The 26810-nt window shown below is 52.9% G+C and carries 20 protein-coding genes; 12 read left to right on the forward strand and 8 right to left on the reverse strand.

Going from position 1 to position 26810, the window contains the following annotated elements; translation table 11 throughout:
- Nucleotides 1–171: 171 nt before the first annotated feature.
- From groL to AAGJ81_11150, 6 genes are all read right to left on the reverse strand, one after another.
- Entirely contained in the window at nt 172–1818 is a 1647-nt protein-coding gene (groL, locus tag AAGJ81_11125; GenBank protein ID MEM0966690.1) for a chaperonin GroEL, read from the reverse strand.
- Between the two features lie 35 nt (nt 1819–1853).
- Nucleotides 1854–2147, reverse strand: a complete 294-nt coding sequence (gene groES, locus AAGJ81_11130) for a co-chaperone GroES (GenBank protein ID MEM0966691.1) — start codon at nt 2145–2147, stop codon at nt 1854–1856.
- Nucleotides 2148–2254: 107 nt separating this feature from the next.
- A complete protein-coding gene (gene dnaK, locus AAGJ81_11135; GenBank protein ID MEM0966692.1) occupies nt 2255–4201 on the reverse strand; it encodes a molecular chaperone DnaK in 1947 nt (648 codons plus the stop codon).
- 269 nt (nt 4202–4470) lie between these two features.
- Nucleotides 4471–5805, reverse strand: a complete 1335-nt coding sequence (locus AAGJ81_11140) for a hypothetical protein (protein ID MEM0966693.1) — start codon at nt 5803–5805, stop codon at nt 4471–4473.
- 239 nt (nt 5806–6044) lie between these two features.
- Complete coding sequence (locus AAGJ81_11145) at nt 6045–7394, reverse strand: hypothetical protein (protein MEM0966694.1); 1350 nt, start codon at nt 7392–7394, stop codon at nt 6045–6047.
- Between the two features lie 86 nt (nt 7395–7480).
- Nucleotides 7481–8218, reverse strand: coding sequence for a Sir2 family NAD-dependent protein deacetylase (locus tag AAGJ81_11150; GenBank protein ID MEM0966695.1), 738 nt, complete (start codon nt 8216–8218; stop codon nt 7481–7483).
- Between the two features lie 90 nt (nt 8219–8308).
- Here AAGJ81_11150 and AAGJ81_11155 point away from each other — a divergent pair, with 90 nt between their 5' ends.
- The 9 genes from AAGJ81_11155 (at nt 8309) to ccsA (ending at nt 18129) form a co-directional block, all read left to right on the forward strand.
- Nucleotides 8309–9055, forward strand: a complete 747-nt coding sequence (locus AAGJ81_11155) for a sulfite exporter TauE/SafE family protein (GenBank protein MEM0966696.1) — start codon at nt 8309–8311, stop codon at nt 9053–9055.
- Nucleotides 9056–9117: 62 nt separating this feature from the next.
- Nucleotides 9118–9570 carry an iron-sulfur cluster assembly scaffold protein gene (locus AAGJ81_11160; protein ID MEM0966697.1) on the forward strand — a complete coding sequence of 151 codons (453 nt, stop codon included), beginning with the start codon at nt 9118–9120 and terminating at the stop codon, nt 9568–9570.
- Nucleotides 9567–11510 (forward strand): cation-translocating P-type ATPase, encoded by a 1944-nt coding sequence (locus AAGJ81_11165; GenBank protein MEM0966698.1) that lies wholly within the window; start codon nt 9567–9569, stop codon nt 11508–11510. The genes AAGJ81_11160 and AAGJ81_11165 overlap by 4 nt, the downstream gene beginning before the upstream one ends.
- Nucleotides 11507–12658 carry a glycosyltransferase family 1 protein gene (locus AAGJ81_11170; GenBank protein ID MEM0966699.1) on the forward strand — a complete coding sequence of 384 codons (1152 nt, stop codon included), beginning with the start codon at nt 11507–11509 and terminating at the stop codon, nt 12656–12658. The genes AAGJ81_11165 and AAGJ81_11170 overlap by 4 nt, the downstream gene beginning before the upstream one ends.
- A gap of 10 nt (nt 12659–12668) precedes the next feature.
- Nucleotides 12669–13037 carry a hypothetical protein gene (locus AAGJ81_11175; GenBank protein MEM0966700.1) on the forward strand — a complete coding sequence of 123 codons (369 nt, stop codon included), beginning with the start codon at nt 12669–12671 and terminating at the stop codon, nt 13035–13037.
- A 119-nt stretch (nt 13038–13156) separates the two neighbouring features.
- Nucleotides 13157–14242 (forward strand): 3-deoxy-7-phosphoheptulonate synthase, encoded by a 1086-nt coding sequence (locus AAGJ81_11180; protein MEM0966701.1) that lies wholly within the window; start codon nt 13157–13159, stop codon nt 14240–14242.
- Nucleotides 14243–14301: 59 nt separating this feature from the next.
- Complete coding sequence (locus AAGJ81_11185; protein ID MEM0966702.1) at nt 14302–14967, forward strand: hypothetical protein; 666 nt, start codon at nt 14302–14304, stop codon at nt 14965–14967.
- A gap of 4 nt (nt 14968–14971) precedes the next feature.
- A complete protein-coding gene (locus AAGJ81_11190; protein ID MEM0966703.1) occupies nt 14972–16177 on the forward strand; it encodes a cytochrome c biogenesis protein ResB in 1206 nt (401 codons plus the stop codon).
- Nucleotides 16174–18129 carry a cytochrome c biogenesis protein CcsA gene (gene ccsA, locus AAGJ81_11195; GenBank protein ID MEM0966704.1) on the forward strand — a complete coding sequence of 652 codons (1956 nt, stop codon included), beginning with the start codon at nt 16174–16176 and terminating at the stop codon, nt 18127–18129. The genes AAGJ81_11190 and ccsA overlap by 4 nt, the downstream gene beginning before the upstream one ends.
- Nucleotides 18130–18385: 256 nt before the next feature.
- Here ccsA and AAGJ81_11200 read toward each other — a convergent pair whose 3' ends face one another.
- On the reverse strand, nt 18386–19954 hold the full coding sequence (locus tag AAGJ81_11200; GenBank protein MEM0966705.1) for an MFS transporter: 1569 nt from the start codon (nt 19952–19954) through the stop codon (nt 18386–18388).
- A gap of 160 nt (nt 19955–20114) precedes the next feature.
- Between AAGJ81_11200 and AAGJ81_11205 the strand changes: the two genes are divergently transcribed.
- Together AAGJ81_11205 and AAGJ81_11210 are read left to right on the forward strand one after the other, a co-directional pair.
- Nucleotides 20115–20594 (forward strand): MEKHLA domain-containing protein, encoded by a 480-nt coding sequence (locus AAGJ81_11205; protein ID MEM0966706.1) that lies wholly within the window; start codon nt 20115–20117, stop codon nt 20592–20594.
- A 179-nt stretch (nt 20595–20773) separates the two neighbouring features.
- The gene (locus tag AAGJ81_11210) at nt 20774–23218 is read left to right on the forward strand and encodes an alpha-amylase family glycosyl hydrolase (GenBank protein MEM0966707.1); all 2445 of its coding nucleotides are present in this window, start codon (nt 20774–20776) and stop codon (nt 23216–23218) included.
- Nucleotides 23219–23426: 208 nt separating this feature from the next.
- On the opposite strand, the gene AAGJ81_11215 is transcribed toward AAGJ81_11210, so the two are convergent.
- Nucleotides 23427–24911 carry a DEAD/DEAH box helicase gene (locus AAGJ81_11215; GenBank protein MEM0966708.1) on the reverse strand — a complete coding sequence of 495 codons (1485 nt, stop codon included), beginning with the start codon at nt 24909–24911 and terminating at the stop codon, nt 23427–23429.
- A gap of 135 nt (nt 24912–25046) precedes the next feature.
- Here AAGJ81_11215 and AAGJ81_11220 point away from each other — a divergent pair, with 135 nt between their 5' ends.
- On the forward strand, nt 25047–26789 hold the full coding sequence (locus AAGJ81_11220) for an ABC transporter ATP-binding protein (protein ID MEM0966709.1): 1743 nt from the start codon (nt 25047–25049) through the stop codon (nt 26787–26789).
- Nucleotides 26790–26810: the final 21 nt, after the last annotated feature.

Genomic DNA, 26810 nt, shown 5'->3' on the forward strand with positions numbered 1-26810 from the left:
GACAGACAGGCTTCGAACCGTTCGCCGGATTCTCTCCCAAAACCGAAATGATCGAAGGGCGAATCCTCTACCTTTGGAAAACGTTCGAATCGTGGATCATGAAAAAAGGCCGCTCCTCGAAAGGAGCGGCCTTGAAATTAAACGCTTTACTAGGTTCTTGAGCGCCAGGGCTTACATCATGCCGCCCATGCCACCCATGCCACCCATGCCGCCCATGTCACCGCCGGCTGGAGCTGGAGCTTCCTTTTCGGGAATATCGGTGATCATGCACTCAGTGGTCAGGAGTAGACCAGCGACCGAACCTGCATTTTGCAGAGCGGTCCGGGTTACCTTGGCCGGATCGACAACTCCCGCCTTGAGGAGGTCTTCGTATTCGCCGGTAGCCACATTGTAGCCCTTGGTGCTGCTACTCTTGAGCACCTGTTGGACCACGATCGACCCTTCAACGCCTGCGTTGGCACAAAGCTGGCGGAGCGGGTACTCAATCGCCTTGCGGACGATGGTGGCTCCGATCGCTTCGTCGCCTTCGAGTTCGAGCGATTCAATGCCCTTGGCTGCGTTGAGAAGAGCAACACCACCACCGGGAAGGATACCTTCCTCGACAGCCGCGCGAGTTGCGTGCAGAGCGTCTTCAACTCGTGCTTTCTTCTCCTTCATCTCTGGCTCCGTTGCGGCACCCACGTTGATGACTGCAACACCACCAGCGAGTTTAGCTAGGCGCTCCTGAAGCTTCTCACGATCGTAGTCCGAGGAGGTTTCCTCGATCTGACGACGGATTTGCTTTACGCGGCCTTGGATGTCAGAAGCTTTTCCACCACCCTCGACGATCGTTGTGTTTTCCTTGTCGATCGTCACGCGTTTCGCACGACCGAGGTCACTCACCTGAACGTTCTCGAGCTTGATGCCGAGATCTTCCGTGATGCAACGACCTCCAGTGAGAACAGCGATGTCTTCGAGCATTGCCTTGCGACGATCACCGAAGCCAGGTGCCTTGACTGCACAGACATTAAGAGTTCCACGAAGTTTGTTGACTACGAGAGCAGCCAGTGCTTCGCCCTCCACGTCTTCTGCAATGAGAAGGAACGGCTTGCCCTGTTTGGCCACGTTCTGCAGAAGCGGCAGGATGTCGTTCAGGTTCGAGATCTTCTTCTCGTGGATCAGGATGTATGCGTCTTCAAGAACGCTCTCCATTGTCTCTTGATCGGTTGTGAAGTAAGGGCTTAGGTAACCCTTATCGAACTGCATACCTTCCACCACATCGAGGGTGGTTTCGATGGACTTCGCCTCTTCAACGGTAATCGTTCCGTCCTTGCCGACCTTGTCCATCGCATCGGCAATAATATCACCGATTTCGAGGTCCCAGTTTGCAGAGACGGTAGCGACCTGACGAACCTCGTCACGGCTGCTTACCTTTTTGGATGCTTTCGCAAACTCTTCCACCGACGCAGCAACCGCCTTATCGATTCCTCGCTTCAGATACACTGGATTGGCCCCGGCCGCGACGTTCTTCAAACCTTCGCGGTAGACCGCCTCTGCGAGAACAGTTGCTGTCGTTGTTCCGTCACCAGCTGCGTCGGAGGTTTTGGAAGCAACTTCCTTCACCATCTGCGCACCCATGTTCTCGTAGGCATCTTCCAGCTCGATTTCTTTAGCAACGGTGACGCCATCCTTGGTCACTGTTGGAGAACCGAACTTTTTGTCGATGATCACATTGCGTCCCTTGGGCCCGAGAGTGACCTTAACAGCTTTGGAGAGAGTCTCCACGCCGCGCAGGATTTTTTTCCGGCCCGCTTCGTCAAACAGTAGTTGTTTGGCCATTTCTTATTCCTATTCTTCTATGGTTAGCGGTTGAGTTATCCAATGACGCCGAGGATGTCATCTTCACGCATCAGCGTGTAGGTGTCTCCATCGAGCTTCACTTCAGTTCCCCCGTATTTACTTACGAGGACGCGGTCGCCGACCTTGACTTCAAACGAGCTTTTCTTGCCCGAGTCGTCGGTCTTACCGGTTCCGAGTGCAATGACCTCAGCTTCCTGCGGCTTTTCCTTTGCCGAATCAGGAATGATGATGCCACCGCGAACTTGTTCATCTTCTTCGACGTGTTTTACGAGAACACGATCTCCGAGCGGTTTGATCTTCACTTTCATGTAGGTGGTTTTGGTTATGGGTTATAGATTTGACCCTCGCTGGCGTTACCATTGCTCCTGAGGGTTAAAGAGGGGGTTTAGTGCAAGATGGTTAGCGGGAAATCGATTTACTTCTCTTTCTTGTCTTCTTCTTCGACCACTTCGAAATCTGCGTCGACCACATCTTCCTTTCCGTCGGAGGAAGGTTGACCTTCAGGTGTCGGTTGACCCTCTGGCGGAGGCGCTCCCTCCGCGCCTGCTGCCTGGCTGTAGATATCCTGTCCGACCTGAGCAAGAATACCGGTAATTTTCTCCTTAGCTGATCCTAGCTCCTCTACGGAAGCGGCTTGGTTTTCGAGCACCTTCCGGCCTTCTGCAACAGCGAGTTCAATTGCACTCTTTTTGTCTTCCGGGAGCTTGTCTCCCAGCTCGGATACCTGCTTTTCGGCCTGGTAGCAGAGGTTGTCCAGCTCATTGCGAGTCTCCACAGCCTCTTTCCGCTGCTTGTCTTCATCCGCATGAAGCTCAGCCTCCTTTTTGAGGCGTTCTATCTCGTCTTTGTCCAAGCCGGAGGATCCGGAGATTGTGATCTTTTGGTCTTTGCCGGTTCCCTGGTCTTTAGCAGTGACATGCAAAATTCCGTTCGCATCGATGTCGAAGATCACCTCAATCTGAGGAACTCCCCTAGGCGCTGTTGGGATACCTTCCAGTCGGAAATTTCCCAGCATCTTGTTGTCGTTTGCCATCGGGCGTTCTCCCTGCAGCACCTTAACATCCACAGCCGTCTGATTGTCGGCGTATGTCGAGAAAACCTGGCTCTTCTTGGTCGGAATGGTCGTATTCCGCTCGATCATTGCAGTAGAAACGCCGCCAGCTGTTTCGATTCCCAAGGTAAGCGGAGTCACGTCCAACAGAAGAACGTCCCGCATGTCTCCCTGAAGAACGGCTCCTTGGATAGCTGCGCCAATCGCAACTACTTCATCGGGATTGACCCCCTTATGAGGTTCCTTCCCTGCAAGTTCCCGAGCGATCTCGATCACCTTAGGGTTACGAGTCATTCCACCCACCAAAACGAGGTCATTGACTTCGGAAGAACTCAAGCCCGCATCCTTCATGCACGACTCAAAAGGACCCTTGATTCTCTGAAACAAAGAATCCGTAATCTGCTCCAGCTTGGAGCGACTGAGAGTAACATTCAAATGCTTCGGACCCGAAGCGTCTGCAGTGATAAAAGGTAGGTTGATGTCGGTCGATTGCGTTGAGGAGAGGGCGATTTTCGCCTTTTCAGCCTCTTCCTTCAGACGCTGCTTGGCCATTGGATCGCCAAGGAGGTCGATACCGTTTTCCTTTTTAAACTCGTCAGCCAACCACTCGATTAACGCAGTGTCCCAGTTGTCACCACCAAGATGAGTGTCGCCGTTTGTGGCCTTTACCTCGAAGACGCCGTCACCAATCTCAAGGGCAGAGACATCAAACGTTCCACCTCCGAGGTCAAAAACAGAGATCGTGTGGTCATTCTTTTTATCGAGCCCGTAGGCAAGCGAGGCTGCCGTCGGCTCGTTGATGATCCGCTCAACCTCAAGGCCAGCAATCGTACCTGCGTCTTTGGTAGCCTGCCGCTGGGCATCGTTGAAGTAAGCTGGGACAGTCACAACTGCCTTTGTGACAGTCTCCCCGAGGTAAGCTTCTGCATCTGCCTTCAGCTTCGCCAGGATCATCGCGGAGATCTGCTCCGGGGAGAAATCCTCTTCCTTGTCCCCTACCTTGCAGCGGATGTAGGCATCGCCATTCTTTCCCTCGACCACTGTGTAAGGGAGGCTTTTCGACTCTTCCTCGACCTCAGTAAACTTTCGCCCAATAAGTCTTTTAGCGGAGAAAATGGTGTTTTGGGGATTGGTGATTGCCTGTCTTTTCGCTGCCTGACCCACCAAACGTTCGCCTGTCTTGGAGAAAGCCACTACCGATGGTGTAGTGCGGGCACCCTCAGCGTTTTCAATCACTTTGGGCTCGCCGCCTTCCATGATCGCTACGCAGGAATTGGTGGTTCCCAAGTCAATACCGATAATTTTGCTCATGCACCCAGGTTTGCTAGAATGGTGCCAACCGAAAAGATTTATCTTAAGTTACTTTCTTTCAATAGCTTACAGTATATTTCAATGAATCTTTCAGCCCTTTAAGGCCGGATTTAGAGTCACAATATCCCACCTGTGTCACACTTGAGTGGCAGTTGTGACACAAGTCTTAGTGCCACTAGGCAATCTTGATTCGCCTTTCCCCGCTAAGACTTGCGACTGAGTTCATTCGAATCAGCGCATTCCCGGTCAAAAACTTCTGCAGGCGGGTATTACTGCATGGCCTCGGAATCAATTGCTCCCAAGCCCTTCAGAATCCGATACTCTCCGTTGAAATAATCCACGAAATCGTCGGCGGCTCTGTCTTCGTCTCTCGTCCAATCTTCGTCTGCACCTTTAAATACAATGGCGTTCAAGACCGGACGCTCATCAGAGTTTTGGTCATATTCGAGACGCAATAGAGTCTCGAACACCTGATCAATTTCCCTCTCGGAATATTCAGAAAATACATGATAGTCGATCCGTCGTATCAGGGGAACGAAGTCATCGTCATCTTTCTCAAGCTGTTCCTCAATGTCTTTCCTCAGTTGGTCACTTTCCCCCCAGGTGTAAATGCGTGGCGGTAAACCGTTTACTCGGCGCTGTTCCGTCTCGTTCCTTTTGAAATCATCGATTTTTCGCTGAATTTTCGGCTCATATGGATTTCGTTTTGCGGTGTATTCAGCCTCTGAGTCAAAACCCGCTCTTTTCAGCGCATTCCTGAACTGTTCCTCTGTATTTTCGAGGTCCTCCGGGCTACGGTAGGTTGATTTTTCCATCCCCGGTAAGTTGTCGGTGAATAGGTACACCGCATCAGGTCTCTGTTCTAGAATACCCATTACCGCCAGATAGACATCGTTTTGTGTCATCCACGGTGTCTCTACAAGATTCTGCCCAAATTCTGAGTTCCATGATTTCGGGATGAAGTTTTTGTTTCGCACTCCGATTTGGTTCGGTCCGCTATTTACGCCCTTTAGCCACCTGGCGGAGGACTCCTTGTTGGATGTGCTAGCTGCGACCAAAGAGGGCCTCCAAAGTTCAAGTTGTCCTCTTTGGAACAACATGATGTTGAAAAGCACCCCCGAGGGCAGATCCTCAATCAAGTTGGTGAGATCCTCTTTAATCACGTTGTAGGTTAGGAGCCCACCTTTGGAATCTTGCATCAGGTTCCGATAGACATCGATTACGAAGAGAAATTTCTCTCCCTTTGCCCGAATGTCGAAGAGACTGACAGACACCTCACCAAGGCCTAAACCACCCCCCATATCCCCGAGCCGTTCATCGCCAAACCGGCCGATTCCTCTGTTGGTGCTGATGTCCGGGACCTGAATGTCAACGTCGGGAACATCCATTTGGCTGATCTGACGTACCTGAAGTCTCTGCTTGGGTCGCTCAGACTGTTTCTGCTTTTCCTGCATACGAACCTTGAACTCCAGTTGGACCCTTTCGATTTTTTCTACTGGAGGTGGCTCGTCAAAAGATGGGTCATCCGGCAAAATCGCTTCGTAGACAGTCATCCCGCCGAAGATAAGAAGCGCAACCAAGTGGACCGCCAGAATTCCTGCCATAATCGACCAAAGGGCTTTGTTCGGACGTTTTTTCTTGGGGTGGTACATCGTCTAGCGTCTCACATTTCGATAGCGAGAAAACGGGTTTAATCAAGCTTCAGTTCGACCCAACAAGTCTATCTTAAGACAGATATCCTCTGAATCAAAGCCCAATCCCAAAGGCCTCGCGAGAGCCATTTGGAAAACTCCCAGCGGACTACTAAACCAATGAGCGGAGTGGGACGAACGGGCCCCTTATTTTACCGGACCGCGTCGGAGTCGATTGCTCCCAAACCCTTTAGGATTCGATAATTCCCGCCAAAAGTATCCACAAAGTCATCGATCACGTTTTCTTCCTCTTTCGTCACCTCTTCGTCCTTACCACGGAAAATGATCGCGTTGAACTGGGGTCTCTCGTCTCCTGACTGGTCGAATTGGAGTCGCTGGTTCTGCTCTATCCAGTCTTCAATCTCTCTTGCAGGGATCGGCTGATACTCTTGCAGACCGCGGACGTGTGGCACATATCCCTCCAATTCATCTTCGACCTCTTCCTCCATCTGTCGCCGAAGCTGAAAAAGCTCTGACATTGAATACACACGCGGAGGCACTCCCTTTCTCGCCCTTTGCTGGTTTTCCCTCTGCTGGAAAGCTCTAACCTTCTCATCTCTTTTCCCGATCACTACACTTCGAGCCCGTTGGTATTCTTCGATACTCTCCAAATCAGTAGCATCTTCGATGCGATCCAAGTATTCTTCCCGGGCCTTTTTCAAACCCTCGGAATCATGGGTGATTCGTTCCTCGACATTCTCAAAATCGGTAAGATGGTCAGAAAGATAAAAGATAGCATCCGGCTTCTGCTCAAATCCAGCAACTGCGCTCAGGAGCCAGACATTTCGCAACCCCGCACTCTGGTTCGTGCGGGATAGGAGACGCTGCGCAACAGGCTGTTGAAACGCCTGCGGCCGGAAGTTCGAGCGCCGGATTCCAGTGCTGTTAGCGTTTAGATTTACCGGTGCCAGCCAGTTTGCGAAAAGTTTCTTATTTTCTGCGCTAGCGGGAACGAGGTTGGGTCGGAACGTCTCCATGCGTTCTCGGTCGAATAAAATCATGTTGAACAAGACTCCAGACGGTAGTTCGTTTACGAGTCTGGTGATGTCCTCCTTGATTACGTTGTAGGTGGGAATACCGCCTTTAGCGTCCTGGAGAAGCTCTGAACGCACGTCCACCACGAAGAGGAACTTTTCGCCCTTTGCCCGAATATCAAAAAGATCCACAGAAACGTCTCCCAGTCCAAGACCACCCCCCATTCCTCCAAAGTTTCCGTCTCCAAACCGTCCAATGCCTCGGCCATTGTTGATGTCCGGGACTTGAATGTCCACGTCCGGAACTTCCATCTGGCTTATTTGCTGAACTTGTAGCTTCTGCTTGGGTCTTTGAGACTGCTTCTGCTTTTCCTGCATACGCACCTTGAACTCAAGCTGCACACGCTCGATCTTCTCTAACGGAGGTGGATCGTCAAAAGAAGCGTCATCCGGCATGAAAGCATCGTAAACCGTAAAACCCCCAAAGATAAGAAGGGCGACAATATGAATTGCCAAAATCCCAGACATGATGGACCAAAGGATTTTGTTGGGAGACTTTTTCTTGGGGTGGTACATACTGGTTTTGTCCAGATAAGATGACCAAAAAAGCACTTTCAATCAAGTTTCTCTTCTGCAAGGAGATCGCTCACCAAATCCGGGATCCCTATCGCGGCCGTCTTCAGCACTTTCTCGAAACCCAGCGGTAAGACGTCTGCACTCTCCTTCGGGCTGATCCAGACTTTCCTCGCCGCAGATTCCGCAAAGTCTATCAAAGAGGCAGCAGGATAAACTAGCAAAGAAGTGCCAACGACCATCAATACGTCGGCACCCCGAACGATAGGTTCCGCTACTTCCATCGCCGGAACCGATTCCCCAAACCAAACGACATGTGGACGAAGTTGAGAACCCTTGTCACAGACATCACCCAGCCTGATTTCTTTACCGTGAAGCCGATAGAGAAGTCGATCGTCAACGGTGCTTCGCGCCACATCCAACTCCCCGTGAAGATGTAGGACAGATGATGACCCTGCCCGTTCATGGAGATCATCAACATTTTGAGTGATGACCGACACTTCGTAACCTTCTTCCAAACGCGCAAGAGCCAGATGCCCGTCGTTTGGCTCAGCCCTCATTAATTGTCGCCTCCTCTCGTTGTAAAAACGCAGAACCGCCTCGGGATTCCGTTGCCATGCTTCGGGCGTGGCTACGTCTTCGACTTTATGACCTTCCCACAACCCATCCGAGTCACGAAACGTCTTGAGTCCGCTTTCGGCACTCATTCCAGCACCAGACAAGACAACGACTGACTTGCGATCATCCACTGTGGACACCATGAACCCTGCGGTAGACATGGCAAATCCATCTACAAACCGTGCACGCCTTTCTCAAAGTTCTCCGGAAAGGTCATTGCACTCGATTCCCACTGTCATTTGCTAGCCCTGATGGAAGTGTCGTTTTGGCAGTGGGTAGCCATATGCGCTGCAGCCTTTGGGACGGGTATGGGGAAAGGTGGACTTCCTGGCTTGGGTAATTTTGCGATAGCCGTTTACGCATTTTCGTTCCCCGCGAAACTATCCGTCGGCATCCTTCTGCCCGTTCTAATCGCAGCAGACCTAGTTGCCGTGATTGTTTATCGGCGTCACGCTGATTGGAGAATCATAGCGAAACTACTTCCCTGGACTTTGCTCGGTGTTTTCGTAGGTGCACTCGTCTTTCATCGGATCGACGACCGAACGGTCGAGATTCTCATCGGAGCTATTCTCCTGATCATGACCTTGCTCCACTTCGTTCGTTCAGCACTGAACAAGGCAGCGCAAAGCATTCCGGAAGGACGCACGGCAGCTTCACTACAAATCAGCACTGGACTCATCGGAGGTTTTGCGACGTTTCTTGCAAACGCTGCCGGGCCCGTCGCAGCTCTGTATCTAATTTTCCTACGTCTACCCAAAATGGTTTTCGTGGGAACGCTGGCATGGTTTTTCATGATCGTAAATTGGGCAAAGCTCCCCGTGATGATCGGAATCGGAAACGTGACTGTTACGTCCCTACAGATCTCACTTCTTCCGATGGCTTTTGCGATGATAGGGGTGCTTGCAGCCCGGGCGGTCATCGGCTTCATCCCACAGAGGCTATTCGAGCTGCTGATTTGGCTCTTGATAACGGCAGCGGCGTTACAACTTCTTTTCTAATACCGAATTCAGGACTCGGATGAGAGTTGCCCATTTCCTCCAATCGACAAATCTTCCAGCCAGTGCCTGAACAAGAACACAGCCGGGAAGAAGTCGATAAAATCTATCGGAGTAAACTTCTAGAGCTATTTCGCAGTCCTCTGGGTTGCGAAGTTCCCCCTGAATCCGCTTCAAAAGGATGGGCGAGGAATCGAACTTGCGGCGATGAAGTCACCTTTTTTTCAGAGGTTTCGAATGGAGTTATTCTGGGAACCTGGCAGCGAACGGAGGGCTGTGCAATCGCGACTGCCACAGCATCGCTTTTGGTCAAGGAGTTGGCCGGGAAAAACATCCATTCTGCAAAATCTCTAATGCAAAAAATTCGCCACACTGTATACAATGGAGCCCCCCCCGACGAAGAGGCTGAGTGGAAGGTACTCGCTGCAGTTCATTCTTTGCCCGCTCGACACGAATGCGTAGGAGTTGCGCTGGATGCGGCAGAAAAATCCCTTGAAATTACAAAGGGCGAAAAATGACCTCCGGCTGCTGCGCATGCGACCCTTCGGATAGCTTCGACGCGACCGAAGATCCCGGTTTTTGGATTCGATTCGGGATCGCTGCAGTCCTCGCCGGGCAGGGGATGGTCTTCGGCCTCGCAATCAATCTTTACAGCCCATCGTTTGGATCTGCCACCTACTGGGTACTTCATGGTGCACTGATGGCATCCGCGCTTGCAGCAATCGCTTTGCTCGGTCCAAAGTTGATTCAGGAAACGGTGAAGGCCCTACGGGAAACAAAAGTAACCGTTGAAGCTCTTTTTCTCCTTACTTGCGCAGGTGCGTTGGTCGGCTCGCTTCTAGCAACCTTCACCGGGGTTGGATCCGTCTATTACGAAGTGGTAGCAATCGTTCTCGCAATCTACTCCATAGGAAAACGGACGAGCGCGATCTCGAAAGAAAAAGTCCTCCAAGAGATCAAGACCTACCGAGAAACGTTTGATACTGCGAGACAGGTGTATCCAAACGGTGAAGAGAGGGTGTCCAGAGCTAGCTTGATAGAACCCGGCAGCAGGGTCCGCGTTGCACCAGGCGAAGCAGTTCCGGTCGATGGAACGCTAGTCGCCGGTGAGGGGTTCATCGAACAGTCTCAACTCACTGGTGAACCAGTGCCCACGAGTGTCCGTCTGGGAGGGAACGTGTTCGCAGGATCTTGGTCTGTAGATGGAACCCTTCTCATCGAAGTCACGAAGCGCTACGGAAACCGAAGAATCGATCAAATCCTTACCTGGGTTGAGGACGCCCGGGGGAAGCCCTCTGAACTACAAAGCTGGGCGGACAAAACGATTCGTTGGTTTTTACCGGTGGTAGCAGTGGTATCTTTCGGAACCTTCCTATTTTGGTTCTGGCAATCCGGGCTATGGAACGAAGCACTTTTCAACGCGATGGCCGTCCTGTTGGTCGCCTGTCCATGCGCACTCGGTCTGGCGACCCCAATCGCGGTTTGGAAAGGACTCTTCCGATTGACGGAGCGGGGGCTTCTCTGCCGGCATGGTGACGTCCTCGATACGCTCGCGAAAACACAGCGCATCTTTTTTGACAAAACCGGGACCCTCAGCTCTGCCAGTCTAACCATTGTGTCTTTTGAAGAAACGCCTGAGAACCCGGTTTCAAAGGAAAAGTTGCAGGAATGGATTGCCGCTGCAGAGACTGGGCAGGAGCATCCCGTAGCCAAGGCGCTCTCGAAGCTCTTTGAAGATCCTAAGTCTCAAGTTACCCAAAGAACCATTCTTCCAGGCCGCGGACTCGAGTCAGTCGTGCAGGAAAATGATCTGGAGTATCACCTTCTGATCAGTCCGGCGGCGGCTGATCCTCGTGAAAGCAAAAGTAGAGATGGAAAGGTAATCCACGTTCTGGTCGATGGTATCCTCTCCGCGAAGATTCAGGTTGAAGAAAGCCTCCGCGACGAGACCTCTTCTGCGCTCGCAATGATCAAAAACAAAGACATCGCGGTTGAGATTCTCTCCGGCGACCCGGACCCTGCGTGGACAAAAATCGAAGGGACCGAAGTAGTCGGCTCATTGTCAGCAGAGGAAAAAAAGAAGAGAGTAGAGGCGTCCAGAGAGTCCGGCGAACGGCCCGTCTTTGTTGGCGATGGAATAAACGACACGCCCGCAATGGCCGCTGCTTCAACCTCTATCGCTATCAACGAGGGAGCTTCTCTAGCACGCGGAACCTCCGACGCAGTCTTACTTGGAAACAACCTGAACCGTATTTCAGAAGGAATTGATCTATCCCGGAAAATTCACCGTGGAGTCCACAGCAACATTCGCTTTGCGATCATCTACAACGCAATCGGTATCCTGCTTGCTGCAACCGGTATCCTCCACCCGGTCGCGGCCGCCCTCCTCATGCTCGCTTCCAGCGCAACTGTCTCCATACGGGCACTACTGAGCGCGGAACCTAGGGAAAATTCGTGAGAATCACACTCGTCACCGAAACCTTTCCTCCCGAAATCAATGGGGTCGCTATGACTCTAGAAAAGCTTGCCCTTGGCCTGTCCTCCCTTGGCCACTCGGTAGATGTGATCCGTCCCCGCCAGGAAACTGAAGTCCCACTTAGAGACGAATTCACCCAGTTCGCAGTTCCAGGTGTTTCCTTACCCGGCTATTCGGAGTTGAATATGGGACTCCCCGTTTTGCGCAGCATCGATCAACGTTGGTCCAATACTCCCCCAGACGCGGTTTATCTGGCAACCGAAGGTCCCCTCGGGATAGCTGCTCTCTCGGCAGCACTGATCCGCGGCTTTTTAACCATATCCGGATTCCACACCAACTTCCACGAATACATGCGGCATTACCGGTTGGATTGGCTCGAACAGATTGCCGAGCAATACCTGAAAACCATCCATAACTCCACTTGGAGGACCTTTGGACCCTCCCGCGATCTCCTCGGCAAGTTGGAGCAAGCCGGTTTTCGCAACCTCCGTCTTTTAGAGCGGGGCGTCGACACGGATCTCTTTTCTCCTGAACGCCGTTCCAAAAAACTCCGCAGCTCTTGGGAAGCGACCGATCACACTCCCGTCTACCTCTACGTGGGTCGGGTCGCTTCCGAAAAAAACATGCAGCTCCTCTTCCGCGCATGGGAGCAGATCCGCAGTCACCAACAGGCAGCAAAGATGATCATCGTTGGTGATGGCCCAGAGAGACCTGCCCTGGAGGCTCAGTGGAAAGATGTGATCTTCACTGGAGCCAAACGATCGACCGACCTTGCAGAGCATTACGCATCCGCCGACTTTTTTATCTTTCCCAGTATTACCGAAACCTTCGGAAACGTGGTCACGGAGGCTCTCTCCAGTGGACTTGTCGTTCTGGCTTTCGATTACGCGGCCCCGAAAAAATTCATTCGAGACGCGCAAAACGGTTTTCTCGCCCCTTTCGCAGACGAGCCCGCTTTCCTGAATGCGGTGGATAGATTCATCACCGAGGAAATTGACTGGCAGTCGATTCGAAAGGCTGCCCGGGAAACGGGTTTACAACTTTCCTGGTCAAGTGTTCTCAATCGATTCGCGAAAGACATCGAAGAAGCAATCCGTCAACGCAAAGCCGAAGACACCCAACAAATCTAGGGCTTATTGTATGGTTGAGATCCTACTCATATTGGCAGTCGTTGGGGTCGCTTTACTCTTCCCATGGATTGGCGGGTGGGAACCAGAGCTTCTTCTGGCGGTCGTTACAGGAGTCATCAACCTGATCAACCTCGCAATGACCGCTGTCAACCTCATTCAAGCCCATCGCCAAGATCCGCGATTTATGAGAGCGGAAGTTCTTGGAAGCGTCCAAATACTGATCGGTGTTTCACTTTTAGGTGTTTTCATTCCGACTCTTGGAGAAAGAGCAGAAACCTGGCTCTGCGGAGTCCCCTTCTTGATCGGAGGGGTGATTGTGCTGGTTTACAAACAGTCTCGAACGCATGTAAAACGGCGCTCTGCAGCCAACGAAGGTTGAACCTTATGGTTGTAAAACCTCGAAAGAGAACGACTCTGGGCGTTGAGCCGGTGCGTGCAAATCGATCCGAACCGCCTTGACCCTCTGTTTCAGGTGAGCGATCCTGAAGGTTTTCCTTCATGCACACCCAGCCGCACCAGACATCTGACGTCAACGTCGCATCCTTTGGCTCGCTGCCATCTCCCTCGGATCTTCAAAAAGAGATACCAGCGAACGACGAAACTCAGGCATTCATCCAACAAAGCCGGTATACCATTCACCGAATCATCTTTGGAGACGACCCCCGTCATCTTGCGATCGTTGGTCCTTGTTCAATTCACGATACCGATGCGGGTTTGGAGTACGCGCATCGCCTCGCCGAGCTTGCAAAGGAGGTGAACGAGACGATCCACATTGTCATGCGAGTTTATTTCGAAAAGCCACGGACGACGGTTGGATGGAAAGGCCTTCTCATGGATCCGAGACTCGACGGATCCTGCGATCTTCCCGAAGGCCTCCGTAAGGCGAGGCAGTTTCTCACAAATGTTCTTTCCGTTGGACTCCCGACCGCCACGGAATTTCTCGATCCAATCACTCCGCAGTATATCGCCGACTTGATTAGCTGGGCGGCCATTGGGGCGCGCACCACCGAGTCGCAGACCCATCGTCAAATGGCTTCCGGTCTATCGATGCCCATTGGTTTCAAGAATACCACCTCTGGAGCAGTGCAGCCCGCGGTAAATGCCATCCGGGCTGCGAGCGAGCGTCAGACTTTTCTGGGTATCGATCCCAACGGAGATGCCTGTGCGGTGACCACCAAGGGAAATCCAAATTGCCACGTCATCCTCCGCGGTGGATCCTCTGGACCCAATTTCGCCAAAGAGCATGTCACTTCTACCCGTTCTGCTCTGGACAAAGCCTCTCTGCTTCCGGCGATTTTAGTCGACTGCAGTCATGCCAACTCCAGCAAGGAACCGCAAAGGCAGCCAGAAGTTCTTGCGGACGTGATCCGCCAGCGGGTTTCCGGAGAGACCGCCATCATCGGCTCCATGCTCGAAAGCAATCTCGAGGCAGGAAATCAATCGTTTCCCAGACCTTTGGAAGAACTGAAGCGAGGGGTATCCATTACCGATGGCTGTATCGACTGGAAGACTACCGTGGATTGCATTCGCCGCAGTGCCGATCAACTTGCGGAAACGACTCCTTCGCCTGTGGCTGATTTTTAGTCTCACCAGTTTGAAAGCCAGGTCTTTGCCATTCCCTTAAAGTTTCGCACCCTCCAACCATGAGATTTCTATTCACCGGATTGTTCCTCTTGCCGCTCGGCCTTTTTCTTGGCTGCAGCGAGGGCGATCAGGATATCCGCGTGTATCAGCTGACCAAACCCTCCAACCAGCCGGAGCCGCCATCCGACCAAGCTCCAGTTTCACCACCAGTGAACGCACCCTTTGCTCCACCGGCGGCACGTGGCCCTTCGGTTAACCCGTCCAGTTCCATGAACGTTCTTCCTGGAATGGAGGAAGCAGCGGCAGCTTTCGAGACTCCCGATTGGCGCGTGCCGGTAGCTTGGGAAAGCCTCCCTCCCACTCAGATCCGTAAGGGTAATTTTCGAATAGTCAATGGGTCTGACACGGTCGAGGTAACCGTAACTGCTTTCCCCGGCGATGTCGGTGGCACTGAGGCCAACGTCAATCGCTGGCGACGACAGATCGGTCTCTCACCTCTGCCGCTCGGCATCCTCGAAGGTCAAATGGAAGAGATCAGGATCGACGGGGCACCGGCCATCCTCGTGAAGTTATCCGATCCCGGAGCACCCGCAGCGATGGGTATACTGGGTGCGATTATCCCTCGTGGCGAAAACACCTGGTTCGTCAAGATGGTGGGAAACAACCGTCTGGTGACCGCTCAAGAACTAAACCTCAGGAGTTTTCTCAATTCGATCAAGTTCTAGACCTGTGATCCGTGGCCTCCTTCTCTTCTTCACCTCTCTCCGGCTGACAGTTGTCCTGCTGGGGTTCTCGATGGCGCTCGTATTCTTCGGGACGCTCGACCAGGTGAACTATGGCATTCACGAAACCCAGAAGAGATACTTTGAGAGTTTCGTTGTCTTCTGGAATCCTCTCCCCCCCTACTCTGACTCAAATTGGGCAAGGCTAGCGCTTCCACTACCCGGAGGTTACCTGCTTGGCACTCTCCTCCTAATCAATCTCGTAGCCGCGCAAACCTACCGGTTCCGGTGGAGCTGGAAAAAGTCAGGGATTCTCCTCATCCACGTCGGTCTCGTTCTTCTCATTCTCAGTGAATTTGTAACTGATTTCTTTGCCGAAGAACGGCAAATGTGGATTGACGAAGGCGGCACCAAGAATTGGTCGGAGACTTATCTGGAAAACGAGATCGTCTTCATCGACCAGTCCGATCCAGAGGTAGACACCGTCTACGCCATCAATGCAGATCACCTTCGTGCCGGAGATTGGGTCGAGGACGAACGGCTCCCCTTCCGTTTCTTTGTCGAAGCCTACCTCCCAAATGCCACCATTCGTCCCACCGGACCTGAAGAGAACCTACCCCGGCAGGCAACCCAAGGTCTGGCTCAGGAAATGGGCCTTTTCGCTTCATGGGTTCCCGAGACCTTTGTCGACAACGAGATTAACGCAGATACTGCTGTGATCCGGATCTTTGACCAAGAGAGAGACCTTGGATCATGGATGGTCTCAAACCTCCTCGACGAAAGGTTTCCCCCGCAGCAGATTACGATTGCCGGACGGGAATTTGAATTGGCCCTTCGGTTCAAGCGGACCTACTACCCTTTCTCAGTTACTCTGGCAGACTTTACGCACAAAAAATATCCCGGGACGGAGATCCCCAAGGACTTCTCCAGCCGGGTCATCGTAACCGACCCGACCCAGAATATTGAGCGGGAGAGTCTTATCTACATGAACCATCCACTACGTTACGATGGGCATACCTTTTACCAGGCTTCGTTCGCGAACCAAGACACGTCCTCTATGCTCCAGGTGGTGAATAACCCGGGGTGGACTCTTCCTTATCTGAGCGTGTTTCTAGTCGGGCTTGGCCTCTGTGTGCAATTTGGAATCGGCCTCTCTCGGTCGCGATCCATGCGATCGACTCAGCGTGCAACACCAAAGGAAGCCCGCGCATGAAGGACTCACTTCTCAAATGGACACCGCGAGCGGTTTTCCTACTGGGGATCGTTTATGTTGCTGCAGGCTGGTTTCCCCGCCCACTCTCTCCAACCTATGACTACGAAGGCTTCGGCAATCTCCCGGTTCAGGTAGGCGGTCGAATCAAGCCGCTTGATTCGGTGGCTCGTAACTCTCTCTTGATTCTCAGTGAAAAACAAAAAGCCGAGATTCCTCGAGCGGCGCTGGACGGATCGGACGAAAAGGTCCCCGCAATCATCTGGTTAGCGGAAATGGCTACCCGCCCCGAAGTGGCCGACACGACGCGCGTCTTTCGTCTGTTGCACCCTCAGCTACGCAACTCTCTAGGCATTCCCGACAATGCCGGAAAGGTGTTTTCCTACAACGATCTTCAACCGCATTTGGGAGAGATCTCCAGACTCTTTGAACAGATCAATCCAGAGACCAGACAACGGGACAGTTTTGAAAAAGCGGTGGCCCGCATCCACAACAACCTCACTCGCTACCACCAACTGCTCCACAGCTTCCACCCGCTCGGCAACCTCGACCAAATTCCCGCTGAATACGCTGCCTACCAAACCATCATTGCGCCCGGCCTGATCCAGCTCAATCAGCAGCAAGCGGGTGAAGAATTTGATCAGGCAGTTCTCAACAACTTCATGGCGTTTGCAGACCGCTACCTGAAACTCTCCCAACAGGCCATGCTCCGCATTATCCCTCCCGAAGGCGATGCGCCTGCCGACAGCGACTGGGAAAACGTGGGCGACAGTCTTCTCCGATCGATTCAGACCGGGACGATCGACCCTACTGTTGAAAAATACGCAGTGCTCACCGAAGCCTACCGAAATGGCGACATCCTTGGGTTCAACAATGCTGTCGAGGAAATGCGCTCAAGCTTCCAGGTGAATTATCCAGACGAGAAATTTCGGGTAAGTTTCGAATACCTCTTCAATGCTGCTGCTCCATTTATTCGCGCCAGTGCCCTCTATGTGATCGTTCTCGTGTTGGTGCTGATCTCCTGGCTCCGCTGGAGTCCAACCCTCAACTCCTCTGCTCTCGCCTTACTCCTCGCGGCCTTTATCGTCCACACTGTGGGCTTGATTGCCCGGATGTATATCCAAGGCCGACCTCCAGTTACGAACCTTTACTCCTCAGCAGTCTTTGTCGGCTGGGGTGCAGTCTTCTTAGGGATTATCTTCGAACGCTTCTTTCGCAACGGATTTGGAAGTGCGACCGCTGCCTTAATCGGGTTCTCCACGCTCATCATCGCGCATCACCTGAGCCTCACTGGAGACACGCTCGAGATGATGCGGGCGGTGCTCGATTCCAACTTCTGGTTGGCTACCCATGTCATCGTCATCACCATCGGGTATTCGGCGGTTTTCCTCGCGGGCGGTCTCGCCATATTTGGAATCATTCGCGGTGTTCTGACGACCGGTTTAAATCGGCAAACCGAAAAGTCCCTTGGAACGATGATCTACGGCATCACCTGTTTCGCCATCCTCTTTTCTTTTGTCGGAACCATGCTCGGAGGTATCTGGGCGGATCAGAGTTGGGGTCGGTTCTGGGGCTGGGATCCCAAAGAAAACGGCGCTCTCCTGATTGTCATCTGGACGGCAATTATGCTGCACGCGCGTTGGGGGGCCCTAGTAAAGACGAGGGGAATGATGGTCCTAGCTGTCTTCGGCAACATCGTCACAGCCTGGTCGTGGTTTGGCACCAATATGCTCGGCGTTGGGCTCCACTCCTACGGATTCATGGACGCAGCTTTCTTCTGGCTCTGCCTTTTCGTAGGGAGCCAGCTCGCGATCATGGGGTTGGCCGCTATACCTGTTGAATACTGGCGAAGCGCTCCGTTGCTGGTCCGAGAAAGCACCCGAAAAACCCGCCGTCTCGCGAAACCCCCTTCGACTGCAATCGTAGCAAAGACCAAGAGCCCGCAAAGATCCTAGACCAATGAAACCGTGGGATGGCTCCCCAGACCTTTGTCTAAACTCTGACTAGGTACAACGCTTTACGACCCAAAATCTACCCATTTTGACAGCATTTATTTTTAATGCTCTGATGCTGTCGTGAGAGTTACCGTCACATTAGATTCAGATGTAGAGCAATTTATTCGCGAGGCCGGTCATAAGCGGAAGACCAGCTTTGAGAAGGTAGTCAACGAGGCTTTGGGAGCCTCACTCAAGCCCGAGACAGGCACTACTCCTACTTTACTTGAACCTCGTTCGATGGGTCGGACTCCTCCGGTTTTTCTTCGACCGGAAGCTTTCTAGGAATGAAAGCGGCTATCAATACCAAGACAATAGCGGACACTGCCGCTAAAAACCACAGGACCCAACGAAGCCCATTCGAGTAGGCACCCTGCATCATCCCGACAAGCTCTGGAAGTTTATCGAGAGTCTTTTCCGGGATCTGCTTTACGTTCTCTGCCCCAGACAAAATCCCGGTCACAATCTGCTGCTCGCTCGCGGTAAGAGTCTGATTCTTCGCACTCAAAGCGGCATCCATCGAAAACCCACTAATCACGTAAAAGAGGGCCGTTCCAATCGCCATCAACAAAGCTGCACCAGCTAACTGAACCAAAAAAACGATTCCCGAAGCCAGACTCGCCTGCTCGACCCCAGCGGTCTGCACAGCGCGCGAAGTTCCCGCAGGGAGAGATGTGCCAACACCGATTCCGAGAAATATCAATCCGAGGTTTAACGGCACCAGCGATGCCCCCGCACCAACCCAGCCAAGGAAAACGGATGCTCCCACGCAAAAAATGAATCCAAAGAACATCAGTCTTCTTGCCCCGATCTTCGGATAAACCAACCCGGTGATGTAGGCAGCTGTTCCATAACTAATCATGAACAGGACCACTCTTCCTCCCGCTACCGTTGGAGAATCACCCACAAACTTCATCCCGTATTGGGTAAAGTAGAGTAGAACGATGAGGAACAATCCACATATCGTGAGCGAACTGACACAAATGGTTAAAATCTCCCGGCTGTAAAGTAGGGACTGGGGAACCAGCGGCTCTGGCACACGCTTTTCCACAAACGGAAAGAAGAAAATGAGAAGAATCCCGAAAATCCCGAGTCCAAGGGTTTTCCCTGTCACCCAGCCCCAGTTGTCTCCCTGATAGACCGCGATCATCAACGAGACCAAACCCGTGGTCAGGCAGAGAATGCCGGCGTAGTCGTTTCGAGGTTTGGTAGCTCCCTTATCCGGTCGATCATCTTCGACAAAAAACCACGTGACCGCAAAGGTGAGCAAGGCCATGGGGACGTTGATCCAAAGCACCCAACGCCACGAAAAGTACTCGGTAAGAGCACCTCCAACAACAGGCCCGGCCGCATTTCCAATAGACGCAGTTGCCATTACGATCCCCAAAACCTGGGCACTCTTCACTGGCCCAACAGCGCCACAACCCATCCCAAGCATTGCGGGCCACATGACCGCCGCTCCAATACCTTGGATCACTCGTAAAGCAATCAGCACCTCACCCGACGGACTTAGCCCCCCGGCCAAAGAGGCCCCTCCAAAAACGGTCAACCCAATCAGAAAAAAGCGCCTTCTCCCATAAGCATCCGCCAAACGCCCCCCTGTCACCATGAGTACGGCAAAAGCGATCATGTAACCGTTGATCACCCATTGGATTGCTTCCAAATCAAACCCGAAAGCCCGTTCGAGAGCGGGAAGTGCAAGGTCGATCGAGGCGAAATCAATCGAGACCGCTAACGTCCCTACGACTAGAGTTAAGTAGATGGGACCAAGTTTCGATCTCGCCACGCGAACCGTGATAGGGACCCGACACCTCCGAGTCAATCGGCTAGATTGCGAGGGATTGACAATCGATTCTGCGGCGACTCGGGAGGGAAAGGATTCACTCGTCGGGCGACTCCTTGTCTCTGATCCTTGACACCCACTGCCCAGAAGAAAGTATGCCGTCATGGCTTCGTCATCCCCCCAAACCACTGCGCAAAGACGACAAGCCAAACTGATTCTCGAAAGCTACGAAAGGATCCTTGGGAAACCTCTTATCCCTGAAGCTGGCTCTCAGGAAGAGGCCATTAACCTGATGTGGACCTCCCCATTCGTCATTCTGTCCAGTGCGCCTGACGCGGAAACCACTCTGAACTACGGCAATCTCACTGCTCTAAGGCTATGGGAGATGGACTGGAACACCCTCTGCAGGACCTCCTCGAGACATACAGCGGAACCGGAGCATCGCGACGAACGGGAGCGATACATGAAACAGGTCAGGGAGATCGGCTACATCAAAGACTACTCCGGCATTCGCATCTCCCGCACTGGCAAACGCTTTCGAATCGAGAAAGCGACTGTCTGGAACCTGACCGACAACGAACGCAAGCATCTTGGTCAAGCAGCTACATTTTCGCGCTGGATACCGCTGAAAGACAATTCCTAGGAGTGTAAACGACCCTGTATAATCATACTCGTTATCACGATCGGCCCGCATCGATTATGATGAGCCCTAGAAGAAAGACTACGGTCCGGTGATCAAGTTGGTAAGGAAGGACCTATGGGCTGTCAGGATCGGGACATCACCGATTGACATCCCTCCATCACCCCGATTGCACTTACACGGTGAGCACCGCGGAAAAGATCCTCCAAGCCTACTGGGAATCGCACCGGAGCGGCTTGGTAGTGCTTTCCCGCGATTGGGTGAGCCAAAAGGAAAAACCCCCACTCTTTTTCGGCCCTCCGATGCGTCCCTTCGACACACTCACCCGTTCGTCTCCGCTGGTCTACGGTCAGCTGGCTGGATATCTTCGTTTTCGAGGCAAACTACTTTTCACCTACGAATTTCCTGAACGCGGCCAGACTGAGCTATCCACCAACGGCGTGTTCGTAGCGGGTGAATTCAATCATTGGAAACCACTGGAGGATCCTAGCCAGTGGCGTTTGCAGCGCACTCGGCTGCACGGAATCGAATTTGCCGTCCTTCGGATACCCGATGACCGAATCGACGTTACCCAACCCTTCAAGTTCAAGTTCCAGTCAGGCGATGGGGCATGGCTCGAAGTATCTCCAAGCTCGCCGAATGCTACGTTCGACGAAAACGGTGCCTGCAATCACGAGTTTCATCCAGAACGCACCGGCCTACACCTATTTGAGTTTGAAGTTCCCGAGAACTATGAAACCGACGGGCAAGAACAAGTGATTTGGTCGTCCAAGGGTGTCGAAGATGTCCGTCACCTTCCTCCCACAGAGTCTTTTCTTGAGCTTCATTCCGAAGCGCAGTTAGGAGCCATTCCGGAGGCAGGAAAGACCACATTCCGCATCTTTGCACCACGGGCATCTTCTGTAGTAGTAGAATATCAGAGGGAACCCGAGATGGACCAGCCCTATCGCCTGACCATGCAAGGTCCAACCGAAGGAGTTTGGGAAGGCACTGCAAACCAAAATCTGGAGTCATGGTTTTACCACTACAAAGTTACCGGGACCAACCGCGATTCTTCCACCCAATTCGATCCTGACTTTCCGATTCTCGATCCTTACGCAAAAGCCTCCTTCTTTCGAGCGGGTCCGGGAATCATACTTGGAGAGGCCTCCTTCCCAAAGCGGGGAATCGACCCCGGCTTTACTCCTCCGCGTTGGGATGACCTGGTGATATGTGAAACCCACGTGCGCGACCTTCTTGGGAGAGTTCCACCGCCCTTTCGAGATGAAGACAAGCTGGGGTTTTCGGGGTTAGCCAAATGGATTCGGTCCGGCGACTCTTACCTTCACGAACTTGGCATCAATGCGGTCGAGCTCCAGCCTGTGCAGGAGTTCGATAGCCAATCGAAGGAAGAGTACCACTGGGGCTACATGCCGGTAAACTACTTCTCCCCCGAAAGCACCTACGCACGCCATCCTGAAAAGGCCAGTCAAGTCGAGGAATTCCGCGACCTCGTCCGCGCGATGCACGAGCAGGAGTTCACGGTCATTCTGGACGTTGTCTACAACCATGTCGGAGAACCGAACAACCTGCTTTTCCTCGATAAATATTATTATTTCCATCTAAACACTCACCACTACCTCATGAACTACAGTGGTTGTGGAAACGATCTGCGAACCGACGCACCCATGGTCCGTCGCCTGATCATCGAGAGCTTGATTCACTTGGTCGAACAGTATGGCGTCGACGGGTTCCGCTTTGACCTGGCAGATCTCGTAGGCAAGCCGACACTCGTCGAGATTGAAAAGAAGCTGAAGGAACGCTTCCCTCATCTGATTTTAATTGCCGAGCCGTGGAGCTTCCGCGGGCACATCGCAGATGACCTAAAAGATACCGGATGGGCCTCATGGAACGACGGCTATCGCGATTTCTTGGCCGAATATGTTCGGGGCGGAAACAACCGCGATGCCGCGCAGTATTTTCTAGCGGGCTCCCCGCACAGCCGAACGGAATGGCCCGCTCAAACCGTCAATTACTCGGAATCTCACGATGACTATTGCTGGCTGGACCGCATCACCGAGAATCCGAAACATCAAGGGTGGAACCCGACAACTGCGGACCGCCGCCGCACCCACCTGATGGTTGCTTTTCTCTTTTCATCCCTTGGTATCCCAATGGTTTCGGCGGGACAGGACGGACTTCGAACGAAACAGGGTGTCCACAACACCTACCAGCGTGGGGATCTAAACGCAATCGATTACGAACGCCGCGTCTACTATTCCATGACTGCACAGTATTTCGAGCAGTGGATTCGCCTCCGCCTCTCTTCGGTAGGAAGACTCTTGCGCCCGGGCGTTCACCGCAACGGTTATTTATCTTTCTCCGGCCCCGATGGCTCCTCGGGCCTCGCTTGTCTGTACAACGCAGACGGGTTGTCGGAAGGAGGCCACTTGCTCTTTGCGATTAACCCTCACACCGAGCCGCAGTGCATTCCGTGGCCAGAGTCTTCGCCGCATGAAGACTGGATCCAGATCGCGGACCAGGAAAGAGTCTCCCGGGGCGGCCTAGAAACAGCCCTCCATCGTTTGGGAGACGAAGGAATCTACCTTCCGGGTCTCTCCTGCGGGTTGTGGAAGCATGGCAGGTAAGGAGAAGGCGAGAGATGGCGAACGCTAAACTTTTAACTTCCAACACCAAACGTCGAAGGAAGACAAAGTTAGACGTTCAATGTTTAGAGTTTAACGTTCGTTTTCTGAAAAACGAGCGCGCATTTAATCTCAAAGAGGAGCGGCTGCTTCAGCTGTCGAACTCAAGTGCGATAAGGACCTCCGCTTTCGGCGACTGAAGTCGCCGTTCCTAGCGCTTCCTTTTCTTCTTCGGAAAGTCTCCAGGATAGCTCTCTTTCATTTTATTCCCCTTCCTTTTGTAGTTCGGCTTCCCCTTTCCCTTCCCCCGCTTCCAGGGAGAAGGGCCCTTTTTCTTGCGCGGGCCTCGATCCTTTTTCGGACTTGATTCTTCGATGATGGGAATTTCCTCTCCGGGGGCCTTGGGATTTTCCATCTCACGCAGGTGCATCAGTGCAGAAATAATTTCCGTCGGCGGGTAGCCTTGGTCGAGGAGGCGGTCCGTAATGTGATCATATCGCTTGTAGGAGTTTTCCTCGAGAGTCGAGCGAAGGGTATCCAGAAAGACATTCGCCCGGCGCTCTTCGACCTGTTCCAAAGTCGGAACCCGCTCGCGGTGAATCTTCCCTTTGGTGAAGCGCATAATATTCTGCAGCTTATACACCTCACGGCCTCCAACAAAGGTGATCGCCTTGCCCTTGCTTCCCGCCCGACCGGTTCGTCCGATTCGGTGAACATAATCTTCACCGTCATTCGGTAGATCGAAGTTAAAAACAACTTCGATATCCTTTACGTCAAGACCACGTGCGGCGACATCCGTCGCCACGAGAAACTCAATGGTGCGGCGACGAAACCGATTCATCACTCTTTCCCGCATCACCTGGGTCATATCCCCGTGCAATTTGTCGGCCAGATAGCCTCGGGCAATGAGGTTCTCGACAAGCTGATCAACCATGATCTTGGTCGCGCAGAAGATGATCGCAAACCGGACATCCTCCAAATCAATCAAGCGACAGAGGACTTCCACTTTTGTGCGCCCATGCACTTCGTACCAAACTTGATCAATCTCAGGGACGGTTAGTGATTCGGCCTTAATCGTAATCCAAACCGGATCCTCGGTAAACGTCTTGATCAAACTTGCGACCGGCTTGGGGACCGTAGCTGAAAAGAGAACCGTCTGGCGCGATTCCGGTGTCTCCGCGAGAATCGTCTTAATGTCGTCGAGGAAACCCATGTCGAGCATACGGTCAGCTTCGTCCATGACGATGCTCTTGATGTTCTGAAGCGTAAGGGTTCCCTTTTTGATGTGATCGAGAATTCGCCCCGGTGTCCCGATCACGATGTGAGCGCCCTTTTTCAGCCCCCGAAACTGTCGATCATAGGATTGCCCTCCGTAGATCGGCAATTCCCGCACACCTTTCTTGAAAGAGGCCAATTTGGCCGTCTCTTCCGCGACCTGCACCGCCAACTCCCGTGTCGGGCAGAGAATCAGAACCTGGGTTTCCGAAAGCGCAGGGTCAACGGCCTCGATCGCGGGAATAGCAAAGGCGGCCGTCTTCCCCGAGCCCGTTTGAGACTGCCCAACGACATCAACTCCTGAGAGGAGAGGAGGAATTGCCCCCGTTTGTATCGGCGATGCTTCCTCGAATCCCATCGCGGCAACCGCCCTGAGGGTTTCCGCCGACAGCCCCAGTTCATTGAACAATCTCTTTTCCATTGGTGATTCAAATCAGGAATGTTGACCCACCGCACTCCTTAATCTCGTCAGTTTGCGCTGCGCGCTCCGCAGTCAAAGTTCTCGGAGAGAGAATAGAATTGATGCCTCAAGCGAAGCTCTTCGTTCTAGTGGCCTTTGTATCGGACTCCGACATACCTAAAAGAACTGATTGCCCCCCATCGTGGAAAGATCGCTCTGGCTCTGGGACTCAGCGCGATGACCGGTGTCGTGGTGGCATTCCAGAACATTGTCCCAAAATACATAGTGGACGATGCTCTCCTCAAACCGGATCTGGATCTGGCCGAAAGGAAGAAGCGCCTTTTGCTATTCGCCGGGCTCTACATCGTGTTGGGCATCTTCTTTCGGGCATTGGTCTGGAACTTATCGCTTCGGATTTTTGGAAGGGTTCGTGAGGAGGTTCTCTTTGGGATCCGGTCCTTGTTTTTCCGACACATTAACCGCCTTTGCCTGAATTTCCGAGCCCGACACCACAGTGGAGAACTGTTCAGTTACCTGTTGGGCTCGCCATTACAACAAATTCAGCAATACGCCCACCAAATGGCCCTGATGGTGCCTTCCCAGGCAGTCGCTCTGATCATCACTCTGACGTTTCTCGGGGCTTGGGACCTTCCACTAAGTGCGCTTCTATTGGTGTTTCTGCTCGTCTACTTTTACGTCCTGCAACGAGCAAAACTGAGGATCAAGGACGTTCACCTTGACTATCAAAATACCGAGAGTCAGGTCAGTGGAAAGGTTGCCGATTTATTGCGCGGCCATCGTGCTGTAAAGATGCACGCCTTTGAGGATAACGCTGCCCTCGACTTCGAGGAGCGGGCCAAGCTGATCCGCAATAAATCCTATTGGCGGGATGTCACTACCCACATGCAACACGTCAAACAGGAAAGCGTGCTTTACATCGGTTATGGCGCGCTTTGCATCGCTGCAGGGCTCCGCTTTCTCCAAGGCGATCTAACCGAAGGGCAGCTGACTGCGTACCTCACCTCTTTCATCGCCCTCCAAGGTCCGCTCAACGCCTTCTTTCAGGTCGGGTTGCTACGAGGGAGTGCGCAAGCCAGCCTGAACCGGATCGACGAGGTCATTCGCACCAGCAGCACAACCCCGGATCCCATCGACGAAATTGCGATTCCTCCTGACGCGGACATTTCATTCCGCGACGTCTCTTTTTCCTACGATAGTCTCCAACCAGCCCTAAAGAAGATCAATCTAACCATTCTCCGCGGTCAAAATCTAGCTCTCGTCGGAAGCTCTGGTGCGGGCAAGAGTACACTAGTCCAGTTGATCCTCCGACTCTATGATCCGGATGAAGGGTCCGTGAATCTTGGCGGGGTGGATCTACGCAAGGTTCTCGGAAAGGAACTACGACGGCAATTCGGGGTCGTCCCGCAAGATCCCTACTTTTTTACCGCGAGCATCCGGGAAAATCTCCGCGTCGCTGCACCCGCGGTAGAGGATTCAGCTCTGGTCGAAGCCTGCCGGGAAGCCAACGCGTGGGACTTTATTGAAAACATGCCCGAGCAACTCGACGCTCTCATCGGGGAAGGAGGCGCCACCCTTTCCGGTGGGCAAAAACAACGCTTGGCAATTGCCCGCGCGCTCTTGGCCCAACCCAGATTTTTCATCTTCGATGAAGCGACCAGTGCACTCGATACCGTAAGCGAGCGCCTCATTCGTGACGCTGTAGCGCGCATCACCAAAGGGAAGACCTCCATCTTCATCGCTCACCGATTGGTTTCCGTCACCCACTGTGAGCGCATTCTGGTCCTCGAGGATGGTAGTATCGTGCAAGACGGGAGCTATGAAGAACTCGCCCAAGTCAATGGGCCGTTCCAACGCCTACTCGACACGCAAAGGGCTTAGAGTAGAGCATAAGAAGAGATA

It is taken from the genome of Verrucomicrobiota bacterium (assembly GCA_038744685.1).
GTDB lineage: Bacteria > Verrucomicrobiota > Verrucomicrobiia > Opitutales > Puniceicoccaceae > Puniceicoccus.